Source organism: Sphingomonas sp. A2-49, from assembly GCF_025548555.1.
GTDB lineage: Bacteria > Pseudomonadota > Alphaproteobacteria > Sphingomonadales > Sphingomonadaceae > Sphingomonas.
In genome coordinates this window covers 1-13399 of the sequence record NZ_JAJLPA010000007.1, presented here as the reverse complement: position 1 = coordinate 13399, position 13399 = coordinate 1, and the positions used below count along the sequence as shown (strand labels likewise).

Here is a 13399-nt window from a genome sequence, read left to right as displayed (position 1 = left end):
CCGGAAGGGCTATTCCCCCCGTGCCTCGCAGGTCGCGATAAACCCCGCCGCCATGAAGCGCGCCATCCGCGCCTTGATCGCCGCAAAATCCTCCGACCGGCACAGGCCGCCTGACAATTTGTCGATCCGGCCGGTCCGCCCCAGCGACAGCATCAGTCCGCCTGTCACGAAGTGATATCCCCAGAACAGATCTCTTTCGGCACAGCCGGGCAGCGCCTGTTTAAGGATTGCGATCAACCGCAGCACGACCGCGTCGAAATGGGTGTCCATCAGGTCAGCGCCCCATTCGGCGGTGTTGCTCATCTGCGCGCCGAGCATGCCGAAGTTGCGCCAGCCGATGTCACCGTTGCCGTAGAGATCGAGATCGGCGTCGAGATAGGCGTGGAGTGCGCCCTCGACCGTCGGCTTGCCCGCCGCCTCGCGTTCGTAGGCATCCAGCGTCGCCAGCCGGCGCTCGATCGTCACTGGCGCGCGGCGGGCGATGACCGCGTCGAACAGCTCCTTCTTGTCCTTGAAGTAATAGTGCAGCAGCGACTGGTGGACGCCCACCTGCTGCGCCACCTCCTTCAGCGTCACGCCATACAGCCCGCGCTGGGCGAACAGGGATTCGGCGGCGTCGAAGATCTGTTCCATCGTCGCCGCGCGCTGATCGGCCTTCTTGGTCGGGCGGCGTTTCGATCGGGTGGATACATCGGTCATGGCGGTTCCACCCATGGCCTCAGCCATGGTCGGCCCGCAAGCGCATCTTGTCGATCTTGCCGGTCAGGGCTAGCGGCATCGTGGGCACGCGGACGATGGCATCCGGCATCCACCAGCTGGCGATCCGCCCGCGAAGCGCCCCAAGCAGCGCCTCGTCCGTCAGCACCGCACCCTGCCGCTCCTCGATGACGAGCACCGGGCGTTCGCCCCAGCGGGGATGGGCGCGACCGACCACGGCGACCAGCGCCACCTCCGGCAGGGCACCGACGATCGCCTCGATCTCGCCGGGGTTGATCCATTCGCCACCCGATTTGATCAGGTCCTTGGCGCGGCCGGTGATCGACAGGTTGCCGGACGCGTCGATCCGCGCGAGGTCGCCGGTGTCGAACCAGCCGTCGGCATCGGTCGCGACGGCATCCTGCCCGAAATAGCGCTCGACCGCGCTCGCCCCCTTGACCCACAGCCGGCCCTCGCTGCCGCGCTGGTCGGGCAGCGGCTCGCCGGCATCGTCGGTCAGGCGCAGGTCGACGCCCATCGGCGGACGGCCCGACAGATGGGAGGCACGGATGGTGGCATTGGCCGGCGTCACAGTGCCGACGGGCGACAATTCGGTCATCCCCCAGCTCGTCTGGATGGTGACGCCGAGGCGTGCTTCCAGCCGGTCCATCAGCGCTTGCGGGACTGACGACCCGCCCAGCAGGATGCGGTTGAGCGACGACACGTCGCCTCCCGTCTTTTCAAGATGGTCGACCAGGCCAAGCCACACGGTGGCGACCCCCGCTGCAACGGTCACACCCTCTTCGTTGATGAGCCGCGCCAGGCTGGCTCCGTCCTGGTTGCGGCCCGGCAGCACCAGCTTTGCTCCCGCTGCCGGGCCTGCGAAGGCAAAGCCCCAGCCGTTGGCGTGAAACATCGGCACCGCGACCAACACCGCGTCATGCGCGGTAATGCCGACGACGTCAGCGGCAAGCAGGTGCGTCGTATGCAGGTAATTCGATCGATGCGTATAGGTCACCCCCTTCGGCGCGCCGCTGGTGCCGGAGGTAAAGCACAGTCCGGCGGGAGCGGTCTCGTCGAAACCACCCCATGGCATCGGCGCGCCATGCCGGTCGAGCAGGTCTTCCATCCGCCAGACGCGCGCACGATCGGTGACCGGCGTGGGGTGCGCGCCGCCGGGTTCGTCGAACAGCACGACGTGCGCGATCGACGGGCAGCGTTGCAGCAGGTCCTCGATCAGCGACGCAAGACCGGGGCTCACCGCCAGCACGCGATTACCCGCCTGATGGATCATCGCCGCCAGATGCGCTGGCGCGAGGCGAGGATTGAGCGTGTGACACACGATTCCCGTCCCCATCGCGCCATACCAGCATTCCATGTGCGCCTGACTGTTCCACGCCAATGTTGCGAGGTTGTCGCCGGCCTGCAGACCCAGTGCGGCAAACGCGCCAGAAAGCCGATTGGCGCGGGTACGGAGCGCGGCATAGCCAATCCGTTCGCTGCTGCCGTCGCCGCCGGTCACGACTTCGGTCGCGCCGTGCCATCTGGCCGCATGGTCGATGAACTTGTCGAGCGTCAGCGCATAGGGCTGCATCGATCCGGGGGTCATGACGGGTCTTTCAAAGGTGCGCCGGAAACGGGGCAGCGTGCCGGGCGCGATCGTGAAACATCGCGCCCGGCACGCATCAGAACTTAGTGCTGACGCGGATGCCGTACTGGCGCGGCGCAGCGGCCAGCCGACGGATGCCGTTCAGCGACCCGATGTAATGTTGGTCGGTGAGGTTGGTGCTGAACCCGGCGATCGACCAGGTTCCATTGTCGAGCGTCAATTGCGCGTTCACGATGTTGCGCGCCTTCAGGTAATCGCCTAGCGCCGCCGCCTGGAACAGCGTCCCCCACACCGCCGAGATTTGCGCATAGTCAAGCCGCGGCGTCAGCGTGAGGCCTTCCGCCACGGGGATGGCATATTGAGCGCCTGCGCTCAGCGTGAATAGCGGCGCATAGGGTTGGCGACGCCCGCCCAGATTGATGCAACCCGCCGCGGTCGCTGGACCGTTGACCGCATCGCAGACCCCGGTCGTGCCCTTGCGCGGATCGCGCGCGAAGAATTCGCCCAGTTCGGACTTCGATACCGAGGTAGAGAAATCGACCAGAAAATTGCCGAACGACCCTTGTGCCGAGGCTTCCAGACCATAAAGCTTGGTCGGGCGCGGCACATTGAACAGCGACGTGAAATTTGGCGTCGCGGGATCGACGATCAGCACCTGGAACTTGCGGTAAACGTTGTAATAGCCGCCTAGCTGGGTGCGCAGGTGGCCGTTCAGCAATGTGCCCTTCCACCCCAGCTCATAATCGGTGACCTTCTCGGGCAGGAAGCCGCGCGGCGTCGTGCCGAACAGATTGGCGCCGTTGAGCCCCCCCGCCTTGGTCCCCGTCGCGACGAAGGCGTACAGGAAATGATCGGCGTTGATCGTCCAGTTCAACGCCAGCTTGGCATCGACGTTGTCATTGGCGTTGAAATCGTGCTGGACCAGCGTCGTCTTGAACGTCGGCAGCGCCCCGAGGAACAACTCGATCGGATAGTTGACGTCGTTGCGCGACGTAGTGCGCGACCAGCGCGCGCCCAGCGTCATTTGCAGCCCATCGGTCAGCTTGTAGCCGATCTGGCCGAACGCCGCGGTGGCGGTGTGCGGGTTCGTGCCCTCGATCCGCAGCGAGCGGACGACCCCCGCCGGTGATAGCGAGACATAGCCGTTGCCGACCGGGAATTCGTATTTGTCGTATTGATAGAAGCCGCCGAGCAGCCAAGTGAACCGCCCGGTATCGGGCGAGATGATGTTCACCTCCTGAGACCAGATATGCTCGTTGGCGAAATCCTGGAACGTGTTGTTGGCCGTGGCGGTGCCGTCCGCGTCGATCGTTTCCTGCAACGTACCCTTCTGGAACGCGCTGATCGACCGTATGATAAGGCCGCTGTCGAACGTATAGCTGAGGTTGGCCGAGATACGCCCGAACTCGTCCTGCCCGGACAAATAGGTGTTGCTGCCGACGGTGAACGGATCGCTGGTGTTCAGCGTCGGCGCATTGGCGCTGCCGAAATAGGCGGGGCTGTTCGGATAACCGCCGACGTTGATCTTGTTATAGTCCCCCTTCACCAGCAGGCGCAGATGGCTGTCGGGCTGCCAGAGCAGGCTGGCGCGGCCGCTGATCGAATTGAGGTTGCCGGGATTGCCCGTCCACGGTCCCGTAACGGTGAAAAAGGTGTCGCGCTTTTCCAGATTGGTGGCGACGCGGATCGCCAGCGTGTCGCCAAGCGGCAGGTTGATCGCTCCCTGCGCCTTCAGCTGGTTGAAATTGCCGTATTGCGCGGTCGCGAAGCCCTTGACCGTGTCGAGCGTCGGGTTGGTTTCGGTGATGAACACCGCACCGCCGGTCGCATTTCCGCCCGCGAACGTGCCCTGCGGCCCGCGCAGCACCTCGACCGACTGGATGTCGTAATAGGGCTCACTTTGGAAATAGCCCGGGAACACCGGCACGCCGTCGCGATAGGTCACGACGCCGACGCCGACCGAGCTCGAGATTTCCGACTTGCCGATGCCGCGGATGTTGAAGCTGTTCGCCTGCCCCGACGTGTTGACCGTGAGCGACGGCGTCGAGAACTGGAGCTGTTCGACGGTATTCACGCTCTTGCGAATCAAATCCTCGCCGGTCAGCACCGACGCGGCGACGCCGGTGCGCTGCAGGCTGGTAGAGCGGCGTTCTGCGGTGACGACGATGTCGGTGCCAGTATCCGTATCGCCTGGGATCGAATTGGGATCGGCCGCGTCGACCGGGTTCTGAGACGCCTGCGGCGTCTTCTGGGAAGCAGTGGCGGGCGATTCGGCCGGGCCGACCTGGGCATAGGTGGCGCCTGAGGTCATCACGGCGATCACTGACGCCGACAGCAGGAACATGCGCATTAATCGTCCTCTCTGAATGTCGCGCTCTGCGGCGCGTCAGAGCCTTGAGTGACACCGAGCCCGCCAATCTGTCAACTTTCATTATTGGTCTAGTGAACGTGGAATTTTGTGTTAGCGTGTAGCTATGGTCGGGCCCACCCGACGGGCACGAGAGGACGATGCTTAATGCACCCCGCATGACCTGTGCAGCAGCGCGCCGTTTGCGCGTTGGCGGGGTGGCGCTTATTTCAGTTTCATTGATCGGCTGTTCCGAGCGTCCTAAGCCACAGGACGATCGGCGCGTCGCCGTCTTGCCGGGCAACGTCTCCCCCGCCCCGACCCCCGTGATCCGCACCGGCGCAGACCTCTCGCCGACAGCGACGTCGTCAACGCCGCCACGCGTCGTGATGCGCAAGACATTCACCGATCCGCCGCTGCCGCCCGAACTACGCGAGGACGGCGGCCTGACGCCGCTGCCGCCGCGCCCGACGGCGGTAAAAATGGCGACCGTCATGCCCAGCCGCTTCGATGCGGCACCAGCCGATACCAAAGGAGAGGACCGACCATGACTAACCGTCTAATACGTCTGTGGAGCGCCGCTTTGGCATTCGTCGTCGCCATGGGATTCGGCAGCGTCGCGAGCGCGGCACCGTGCGCGACCAATTGCCTGACGCCCGGCGACTATACGATCGTCGCGATGATCGGCGGCCTGCCGCGCAACGATCTGGTCCATGTCCCCGCCAGCTATGCCGGCGACACGGCAGTGCCGCTGCTGCTCGACCTTCACGGATTCACCGACACCGCCAACAACGAACGGCAATATTCGGGACAGCTGCAGGAATCGGACAAGCGCGGCTTCATCGCGGTCTGGCCGCAGGGGATCGCGGTCAGCTGGAACGCCTACGGCTGCTGCGCCGTCGCCGATGCGACGCGGATCGACGACGTGGGTTTTTTGCGCTTGGTGATCGCGACGATGAAGGGCCGCGCCAACATCGACGACACCCGCGTCTTCGTCACCGGCCTGTCTAACGGCGGCGCGATGGCGCAGCGGATGGCGTGCGAGGCGGCCGACGTCGTCCGCGCAGTCGCCTCGGTATCCTTCCCGCTCAACGCACCCGACTGCCGCCCCGCCAAGCCCATCGGCGTGACCGAGATCGCCGGAACCGCCGACAAGACGATCGCCTATCACGGATCATCCACCCCGCCGCTTCCCGACACCGTCGCCGGCGTGCCGCTAGGCGTGCAGGGCGCGAAGGCCAGCCTTGCCGCCTGGAAGCGGATCGACGGATGCAGCGATGCGCTGACCCGCACGCAGCTGCCCACGGGATCCCGCGCGGGAGAATATTTCACCTGCAACGGGGGCGTGAAGATCGGGCTGGTGACGAAAGCGGACGGCCCGCACGTCCTTTACTCGGGCTATGTCGGGCTGGGCTACACCGGCGCCTACACCGCCCCAATCGACATCGCCGCCTACATCTGGGAGCATGTGTTCAACCTGTGAGCGAACGCGATAACGGGAGAGGGAGAGCGATGACGATCAAGGGGATGACCCGCGCCGCGGCGCTGGCAGCGACGCTACTGGCCGACACCGCCACCGCGCAGCAGATGCGGGTGACGATCGACACTGGTACGGTGCGGGGGACGAAAGCTGGCGAGACGCTCGTCTTCAAGGGCATCCCCTATGCCGCGCCGCCGGTCGGGCCGCTACGCTGGCGGCCGCCGGCGAAACCCGCGCCGTGGCAGGGCAGCCGCGACGTCACGCACTTTGGCGCGGCTTGTCCGCAGGGACCCGAGCATAAGGAACCCTGGGCGCAGGTCGGGCCCCAGAGCGAGGATTGCCTGTTCCTCAACGTCTGGCGGCCGGCGCGGGCGGGCAGATACCCGGTCATGGTCTTCATCCATGGCGGCGGCTTCACCTATGGCGCCGCGGGCGTGTCGCTGTACAATGGTGCCGGCCTTGCCAGCCGCGGCGCGGTAATCGTCACGATCAACTATCGCCTCGGCCGCCTCGGCTTCTTCGCGCATCCGGCGCTGACCCGGGAGGACCCGGACGGCCGCCTCGGCAATTACGCGATCATGGACCAGATCGCGGCGCTCGAATGGGTGAAGCGCAACGCCTCGGCGTTCGATGGCGACGCCAGCAACGTCACCGTCTTGGGAGAGTCGGCGGGTGCGGGCAGCGTCCAAATCCTGATGGATTCGCCTACTGCAAAGGGCCTTTTCCACAAGGCCATCTCCCAATCGGGGGCGGGCGGCAGCGCGCTGTTCCCGATCCGCGGCGTCGCGCTCAATGCGGAGGCGGTCGGGCAGAAGTGGGCGGCGAGCATCGGCCTGCCCAACGCCACTGCCGACCAATTGCCTGGCGCGCCGCTCTCCGAGGTGGTGAGAAACGGCCGCGCCATGCCGTTCATCGACGGCAAGGTCGTCGTCCACAGCCCCGGCGAGCCCTTCTACCGTGCTACCGAGGCGTCGGTGCCGCTCATCATTGGCGGCAATTCGAACGAATCGAGCCTTGGCGGGATGACCGAGGCGGCGGCGAAGGGCTTGCTTGGCAGCGATTTCCAACCATTGCTCGACGGCTATGTCGCGATGACCGGCAAGCCCGCTGCTACCGCGGCGATCGACCTCGCGGAGGATGCGGGCTTCGTCCTCCCCTCGTTCGCGCTCGCAGACCAGCATGCGACGGCGCGGCACGCGGCGTTCGTCTATTACTTCGATCAGGTGCCGATCGACCAGCGCGCCACCGCGGCGGGCACGGATCATGGCGGCGAGCTGGAATATGTCTTTGGCACCAAACCGGTCGAGCACCGCTGGGACGCGCAGGATAGGGCGGTGTCGAAGATGATGGGCGATTACTGGGTCCGCTTCGCCCGCACCGGCGATCCCAACGGCGATGGCAGCCCACGTTGGCCGCAGGTAAGGACGCTGCCTACCGCATATCTATTTGTCAGCACGAAGACCGAGGCCGCGCGCCTGTCACCGGTGCGCGAGCAGACGAAGGCGGCGGCGATGGCGGACGCGCGTCGCAAATGGGCGGCGATGCCGCGCCCATGAGCATCGCCCTCACTCTCAGCCTATAATAGGCGTCGAAACGGGACCCTACCTATACCGCCTCAACGCTCTCAGTTTGAACGCGAGATGTCCGCTAGAAGGGGTACTGAACGGCGCCGACAGGGACCCCCTCAAATCTAGATCTGGTACTCCAAACAATTAGTTGCGCTGCCGGACAGTGGGGTCCCGTTTCAACGCCTATCTACCCGCGTGACGGACGTTGCCGGGAAACATTGCCCAGAAGACCCATATCCGGTCATTCAAAGGTTGCAGAGCCGCGCACTAACCTCGGTCATCCGTTCAGCTTGTGGTGCGACGATCAGATCGACGCCGTGTCTCACGCGCTCGCCCGTGCTTGTCTCGAGCTGATGCCATCCGGGCCCTGCGTGCGTTAGCTCACGACGGTCAACCGCGAGCGAACGATGGGCGGCAGGAGCACGTCGATCGGATCGGGTATGACAAGCCGACGAGCCATGATCGGTGCACCTACTTGATGCCTTGCTTCTTCGGGCGCGGGTCAGTCGATCTGCGTCCTTTTTTCTTTTCAACAGCAATGTACTCAGAAGTGCGGAGGTTTATCCGGTCGTACAGTTCGAGAAGCTTGTTTACCTCGTCGATCACGGCTTCGTACTCAGCTCGCCATCGGGCACTCGCATCAGCAGTGGCGACACCATAGCGCCCGTCATGAATGGACCAGCCTTCATCCAGTAGCCAGATAGCGTCTTGCGCGCGAGAGCGCTGACGCCTCAGGTGAAAGACCCACTGCTCGATAATGTCCGCAGGGACTAGTCTCTCGATCTCACCCATTGTCTATTGATATCGGGTCACTCTGTCGGGCGCTACCCCGGGCAGCGGAGGCGTTTAATTCACCTACTCGAAAGCTCGAAGTGACGAGCGCCGAGCAGCTACCGCCGCGTTAACCCCCATTGTCGGGGAACCCTCAACAGCGGTCAGCCATATTGGCAAAATGGACATCGACGAATTACGGACCGAGGCACTCGCCTGCCTGCATGCCGCCGCGCACCGGTGCGATGTGGTCGACGCCGCCGTGATGAAGCGCCGTGCCTCCGAGCTCATCGAGGCAGCCAACCTCTACGATTGTGGAGCGGCCGTAATCACAGGCGATCAACCGGGTGTCCGCGCCACGTAGATCGCCACCGTCAATTCTCGCCGCGCAATCGGTCATCACACCCCAGTCTATAACCCCGGTGCCACGCCGCGTGTTCTAAAGATCCGGCGAAATAGGGGCATTCGGCACCGTCGACCTGCCCGTAAGCTTGGCCGTGCGCTCGTCCATCAACGTGCGCTTGAGCGACCGTAACCGGCGACTGAAGGTATGGGGATGCGCCCGCGTCGTCGGTCGGCATGAAAAGCTTTCGACAAAGCGGCAGCTTTCTATCGACTGTCGGTCAGCACAATGCTCGGAGTCGGCATGCTGATAATTCGGGTTAGCGGACATCCCTGCCCGGTTCAATGCGCCTACCCCAGCGCCACCCTTCACCGCGAGCAGCGGACCGACCTGGGCATCTGCTTAGACGGGGCAAAGGCAGTAGTCCCTAACGAGACATCGGCGCGGCGCGCCGTCGATCGGCCCAGGCTGGGGGCAGCGCGCCAACAACACAATCATCTCACCTCGCCCGCCAGATCGCTCACCGACTTTTGGGGCCGTTTTAACCTGTGTCCCGGAACTGACGCATTGTCAGATCGCTGTGACGGCAGCGCTGAAGGCGAAAATCATGATTACGAATGAGTTACGAGCCGCGATCGATGACGCGCGCCTAAAAATGTCTCGATTGGAAGAAGGCGGGGAGAAAACGAGGCTACAGGCCTACTTGACGAGGCTGGAACATCGAATGGCAATGCGAGAATACGACCGAGTATCTTAACAAGGTTTTTACCATAGGGCAGTGCCCTAGGCGTGAAGCCTCGGCGTGACGAGGGGGTGCTGTAAAAGCAACTGCACTGGACGTAACGAGGGCGAGTTTCTGCTTCGCCAGCCTGCATCGGGCAGGAAAACGGCGTTACACCCTGAAAAGCTGGACGCTTCGCAGCACTGACAGCCATCACGAGATACGTCGAGCGGCTTAATAAGACTTTGGCTCGCTTTCGGCGCCAACCGGTACGTTAGGTTTGACAGTGCCCTTTGCCTTATTCCCAAGCCGTCATCCTGAAATTCCGCCGGCAACTTTTGCCGACGGATCGGCTGATGGCGCATAGCCCCCTGCCGGCAAGGCTCGGGTGATAGCCGGCCGGTCGATCCGGAGCAGGATAGCCCTAGTAGATTCGATCGTTCAGGCTGCAGCCGGAAGGACCGGATCCGAGGATCGCCCCCTCTCTTGGCGCCGACGACCCGCTTCGGCGCCAATCCGCCGCGCGTCGTTTCCATTTAGTGCCCCAGAGGCAACGCCACCCGATTCCGACCCGCCCGCTTCGCCTTATAGAGCAGCCGGTCGGCCGCCTCGATCGCAGCATCGGATTGAACGCCACCTAGCAGGGCCGCTCCCATCGAAATGGTCAAGGTGCCGAGAGGCTCTGCCGAATCGCGCAGGCGGAAGGTGCGAGCCTCGAGATCGGCACGCGTCCGGTCAAGCAACACGCCGGCGTCCACCATGTTCAGCCCGTCGGCGATGATCACGAACTCCTCGCCACCCCACGCGCGACGGTGTGAACGCCAACACTTTCCGCCAACGATGACGCCACCCCCTTCAAGACCCGATCGCCCACCGCGTGACCAAACCGATCGTTGATCGATTTGAAGTGGTCCACATCGCAAACCGCGACCACGCCGACTGCCGAACGGCGGACAGCGAGCTCGTGAAGCGCTCCGCGTCGGTTGAGCAGCCCCGTGAGCGCGTCGCGTTGGGCATCGTCGCGGGACGTCTCAACCTGCTCCCTCAGTTCCTCAATCCGCCTCGAAGCAGAGCGCAGCTCGGCTTCGATGCTCCGGGTGCGCTCGACCATGCCGCGCACGATCGTCTCGATCGGCACTGCACCATCAATCAAGTCAACGAGGCCGGCCGACAGGTCGTCGCCGAACGTCGAGGAGTGGCTTGCGGCATCCCCCGCCAGCGCCGCTAGCTCCAGCATCTGATGGCGCAGCGCTGCATGGTCAGGGTCATTCAAGTCCGGCGCACCGTCCTTCGCGAGGCGCCGTTCCACGGTGAGAATGCGATCGAAGTCGCTCTGCGTCAGCGCCCTTCCCTCCATCGCGATGGCATGGATAGCCATCGCCACCATGCCCCTCCCGTCTGCGACGTAGCGCGCGGCGACAGCGAAGTTGCCGACGCTGTGCTCCAGCCTGTTCACGTCGAGCAGCCGCAACGCTTCATACCCCGGCCCTGAGGGGGCACGCACGTCGACCGGCGCAGCCGGTTGCAGCGCGAGGTTGCGAGCAAACATCTCAAATTCCTGCTGGACACCGTCAGAGGAGTCGGAAGTAGGTCATAAAGGTAAAGGAGATCGCCAAAGCCACCGCAGCATCTGCTTCCAAGCTGGTCGAGCTATCGCCTGTGATGAACGACCTTGCGAGCCTTACGTCAACGAAGCGTCAATCCGTCCGCGATAGGAACGTGGCAAGGGGATCATCCATGCCGATCAGTGACTTCGCGCGCGCCGCGGGCGTGCACCGTCTCATCGAGCGGGCAGCCGCCGAACTGAAGACGACGCCGGAGGAGCTAATGCTGCGGATGGTCATCTGCGCGACCGACGCCGGCGATGGTGACGGGGAACCGCCCGCCACACCTGGCGAACCGCTCATGCGCCGCGATCCGGCCGATTCCCCGTCGCCGATATCGGGTTAACGGGCCGTGCCGGTCAGCGACGGCACACACGCCGTCGCTATCATCAGATCGGCCTGGCCACGTACGCTCGGATACGCCTCCTACCTTCGTCAGTTCTGCACGCTCACGGGATTCAACCCGATCGGAGTCATGCAATGGTCGAAGGCGACGAAGCGGCGCGATGCGCCGCCAAGGCAGAGGTGCACCTGTCGCGCGCAGCCAAGTCCGCCAGCCTCCCTGCCCGGGTGGCAAACCTGAACCTGGCGTCGATCTTCGCCGCCCAGGCCGAACGCCTGCGCCACGTCGCAACCATGGATCAACGACGGTCCGACCCTCCACAGGATGATCCGGCTTAATAGCGGTTTTCCGGGAACGATTTCGCATCTGTTTCGAATTGGAGCAGCCGGGACGATACGGTCGTCGGACCAGATTAATCCCTTGTTAACACGGCATTCGACGAGCGTTACCTCTCCTGCAGCCTGCCGATCGAGGCGGCTCGTCAAGCAAGCGCGTAACAGGAGTTCGAACATGAAGAAGACCATTCTGGCGACGATGGCGGCGGTCGCTGCATTCGCGGCAGCACCCTCGGCGTCGGCGACGACGTTCCCAGTCGGCAGCCCCAACTTCACCGGGTCGCCAGGTCCAAACGGCACCTTCTCGGCCGATTTCGGCAACTCGGGCATCGCAGCCGGCGACTTCTCGGACAGCTTCACCTTCACGCTTCCCGCCAATGGCCTCGGCAGCGGGACGGTTTCGACGAGCGCCTCCATCTTCGGCAGCCCGAACGACACTGACTTCACGTCGGTCACGATCAACAACGTGGCGGCCACGCTGACCAAGCTTGAGGGAGGCCTCTTCGAAGTCGCCTTCGCCGGCGGCGTCCCGATCACGGGGGGCAGCCTCAACACCCTGACCGTCACCGGCGTATCGCGCGGCAGCGGCGCCTACGGCGGCCAGCTGAGCTTCATCCCGTCTGCGGTCCCGGAGCCGGCCGCCTGGGCGATGATGATCCTCGGCATGGGCGCGGTCGGCTTCGCCATGCGCCGCTCGAACAAGAAGTTCGACGCCAAGATCAAGCGGATGACCGCCGCCGCGTGACCCCGACGGGCCGTCCGACCTGCCGATGACTGGCGGGGGATCGGACTAGGCCATCGGCCAAGCAGGAAGCCGCCGTCCGAGAAGTCGGGCGGCGGCTCCCTCATTTCAGCGCCGGTCGTATCCTGCCTTGGTGCTGGCGCACCAGCGACACCCCTTTTCCGCCGAAGATCTTGGTTAATCAAAACTTGGTGTTTCGGGACGCCTCGTATATGCCGACCTTGCTGCGACGCAGCACGGAACGACAAAGGGATTCCATCATGAATAAGACGATCGTCACGACGCTGGCGGCGGTTGCCGCGTTCGCAGTCGCACCCTCGGCCATGGCCACCACCTTCCCCGTCGGAAGCCCAAATTTCACGGCGTCGCCGGGACCCAACGGCACCTTCTCGGCGAACTTCGGGAATTCGGGCATCGCCGCTGGCGCCTTCACCGACCTGTTCACGTTCACGCTCCCGACCAGCGGTCTGGGCAGCGGCACCGTCACAACCAGCGCCTCCTTCGCGAACAGCCCCAACGACCTCGACTTCACGTCGGTCTTTGTCAACGGCACGCTCGCGGGCCTCACCAAGCTGAGCAACGGCCTCTTCGAGGTCGCGTTCACAAGCAGCGTGCCGATCATCGGCGGTCAGCTGAACACCATCACGGTGAACGGCTTCTCGCGCGGCGGCGGCGCCTACGGCGGCCAGCTGAGCTTCATCCCGTCGGCGACCGCGGTACCCGAGCCCGCCGCATGGGCGATGATGATCCTCGGCATGGGCGTCGTCGGCTTCGCGATGCGTCGCCGTCGCAGAAACGTCACGACGACCGTCACGTTCGCCTAAGTCACCGACTTCCAGG

14 protein-coding genes are annotated in these 13399 nt (G+C 64.3%); 7 read left to right on the top strand and 7 right to left on the bottom strand.

The genetic code is table 11. From position 1 onward, the window contains the following. Positions 1 to 9 precede the first annotated feature (9 nt). The 3 genes from LPN01_RS08340 to LPN01_RS08330 all read right to left on the bottom strand — a co-directional run bounded on the left by LPN01_RS08340 (position 10) and on the right by LPN01_RS08330 (position 4655). Positions 10 to 699: a TetR/AcrR family transcriptional regulator gene (locus LPN01_RS08340; RefSeq protein WP_262827920.1), complete on the bottom strand. Its 690-nt coding sequence runs from the start codon at positions 697 to 699 to the stop codon at positions 10 to 12. A gap of 19 nt (positions 700 to 718) precedes the next feature. Continuing rightward, the gene (locus tag LPN01_RS08335; protein WP_262827919.1) at positions 719 to 2305 is read right to left on the bottom strand and encodes an AMP-binding protein; all 1587 of its coding nucleotides are present in this window, start codon (positions 2303 to 2305) and stop codon (positions 719 to 721) included. A gap of 76 nt (positions 2306 to 2381) precedes the next feature. After that, positions 2382 to 4655 (bottom strand): TonB-dependent receptor, encoded by a 2274-nt coding sequence (locus tag LPN01_RS08330; protein ID WP_262827918.1) that lies wholly within the window; start codon positions 4653 to 4655, stop codon positions 2382 to 2384. A gap of 176 nt (positions 4656 to 4831) precedes the next feature. Here LPN01_RS08330 and LPN01_RS08325 point away from each other — a divergent pair, with 176 nt between their 5' ends. From LPN01_RS08325 to LPN01_RS08315, 3 genes are read left to right on the top strand one after another with little or no spacing between them, the layout of a single operon-like run. Further along, positions 4832 to 5203 (top strand): hypothetical protein, encoded by a 372-nt coding sequence (locus LPN01_RS08325; protein ID WP_262827917.1) that lies wholly within the window; start codon positions 4832 to 4834, stop codon positions 5201 to 5203. A gap of 32 nt (positions 5204 to 5235) precedes the next feature. Next, on the top strand, positions 5236 to 6135 hold the full coding sequence (locus tag LPN01_RS08320; RefSeq protein ID WP_262827916.1) for an alpha/beta hydrolase family esterase: 900 nt from the start codon (positions 5236 to 5238) through the stop codon (positions 6133 to 6135). Between the two features lie 29 nt (positions 6136 to 6164). Next, on the top strand, positions 6165 to 7688 hold the full coding sequence (locus LPN01_RS08315) for a carboxylesterase/lipase family protein (RefSeq protein WP_262827915.1): 1524 nt from the start codon (positions 6165 to 6167) through the stop codon (positions 7686 to 7688). Between the two features lie 483 nt (positions 7689 to 8171). Here LPN01_RS08315 and LPN01_RS08310 read toward each other — a convergent pair whose 3' ends face one another. Then, positions 8172 to 8492 carry a hypothetical protein gene (locus tag LPN01_RS08310; protein ID WP_262827914.1) on the bottom strand — a complete coding sequence of 107 codons (321 nt, stop codon included), beginning with the start codon at positions 8490 to 8492 and terminating at the stop codon, positions 8172 to 8174. 160 nt (positions 8493 to 8652) lie between these two features. Between LPN01_RS08310 and LPN01_RS08305 the strand changes: the two genes are divergently transcribed. Then, a complete protein-coding gene (locus LPN01_RS08305; RefSeq protein WP_262827913.1) occupies positions 8653 to 8835 on the top strand; it encodes a hypothetical protein in 183 nt (60 codons plus the stop codon). Between the two features lie 1236 nt (positions 8836 to 10071). Here the strand turns inward: LPN01_RS08305 and LPN01_RS08300 are convergent. Further along, positions 10072 to 10320, bottom strand: a complete 249-nt coding sequence (locus tag LPN01_RS08300; protein ID WP_262827912.1) for a diguanylate cyclase domain-containing protein — start codon at positions 10318 to 10320, stop codon at positions 10072 to 10074. Continuing rightward, complete coding sequence (locus tag LPN01_RS08295; protein WP_262827911.1) at positions 10317 to 11084, bottom strand: GGDEF domain-containing protein; 768 nt, start codon at positions 11082 to 11084, stop codon at positions 10317 to 10319. Before LPN01_RS08295 ends, LPN01_RS08300 begins: the two co-directional genes overlap by 4 nt. A 188-nt stretch (positions 11085 to 11272) precedes the next feature. Here LPN01_RS08295 and LPN01_RS08290 point away from each other — a divergent pair, with 188 nt between their 5' ends. Beyond that, positions 11273 to 11485: a hypothetical protein gene (locus LPN01_RS08290; RefSeq protein WP_262827910.1), complete on the top strand. Its 213-nt coding sequence runs from the start codon at positions 11273 to 11275 to the stop codon at positions 11483 to 11485. An 89-nt stretch (positions 11486 to 11574) separates the two neighbouring features. Here the strand turns inward: LPN01_RS08290 and LPN01_RS08285 are convergent, their stop codons facing one another. Next, positions 11575 to 11994: a hypothetical protein gene (locus LPN01_RS08285; RefSeq protein ID WP_262827909.1), complete on the bottom strand. Its 420-nt coding sequence runs from the start codon at positions 11992 to 11994 to the stop codon at positions 11575 to 11577. Here LPN01_RS08285 and LPN01_RS08280 point away from each other — a divergent pair. Beyond that, complete coding sequence (locus LPN01_RS08280) at positions 11993 to 12562, top strand: FxDxF family PEP-CTERM protein (protein ID WP_262827908.1); 570 nt, start codon at positions 11993 to 11995, stop codon at positions 12560 to 12562. The genes LPN01_RS08285 and LPN01_RS08280 overlap by 2 nt on opposite strands. Before the next feature lie 209 nt (positions 12563 to 12771). Further along, positions 12772 to 13383: an FxDxF family PEP-CTERM protein gene (locus tag LPN01_RS08275; protein ID WP_262827907.1), complete on the top strand. Its 612-nt coding sequence runs from the start codon at positions 12772 to 12774 to the stop codon at positions 13381 to 13383. Positions 13384 to 13399: the final 16 nt, after the last annotated feature.

Coding starts and splice junctions, on each gene's coding strand:
- LPN01_RS08315 (WP_262827915.1), top strand. CDS start 6,165: ATGACGATCAAGGGGATGACCCGCGCCGCGGCGCTGGCAGCGACGCTA.
- LPN01_RS08285 (WP_262827909.1), bottom strand. CDS start 11,994: ATGTTCGAACTCCTGTTACGCGCTTGCTTGACGAGCCGCCTCGATCGG.
- LPN01_RS08275 (WP_262827907.1), top strand. CDS start 12,772: ATGCCGACCTTGCTGCGACGCAGCACGGAACGACAAAGGGATTCCATC.
- LPN01_RS08295 (WP_262827911.1), bottom strand. CDS start 11,084: ATGTTTGCTCGCAACCTCGCGCTGCAACCGGCTGCGCCGGTCGACGTG.
- LPN01_RS08290 (WP_262827910.1), top strand. CDS start 11,273: ATGCCGATCAGTGACTTCGCGCGCGCCGCGGGCGTGCACCGTCTCATC.
- LPN01_RS08280 (WP_262827908.1), top strand. CDS start 11,993: ATGAAGAAGACCATTCTGGCGACGATGGCGGCGGTCGCTGCATTCGCG.
- LPN01_RS08330 (WP_262827918.1), bottom strand. CDS start 4,655: ATGCGCATGTTCCTGCTGTCGGCGTCAGTGATCGCCGTGATGACCTCA.
- LPN01_RS08310 (WP_262827914.1), bottom strand. CDS start 8,492: ATGGGTGAGATCGAGAGACTAGTCCCTGCGGACATTATCGAGCAGTGG.
- LPN01_RS08340 (WP_262827920.1), bottom strand. CDS start 699: ATGACCGATGTATCCACCCGATCGAAACGCCGCCCGACCAAGAAGGCC.
- LPN01_RS08325 (WP_262827917.1), top strand. CDS start 4,832: ATGACCTGTGCAGCAGCGCGCCGTTTGCGCGTTGGCGGGGTGGCGCTT.
- LPN01_RS08335 (WP_262827919.1), bottom strand. CDS start 2,305: ATGACCCCCGGATCGATGCAGCCCTATGCGCTGACGCTCGACAAGTTC.
- LPN01_RS08305 (WP_262827913.1), top strand. CDS start 8,653: ATGGACATCGACGAATTACGGACCGAGGCACTCGCCTGCCTGCATGCC.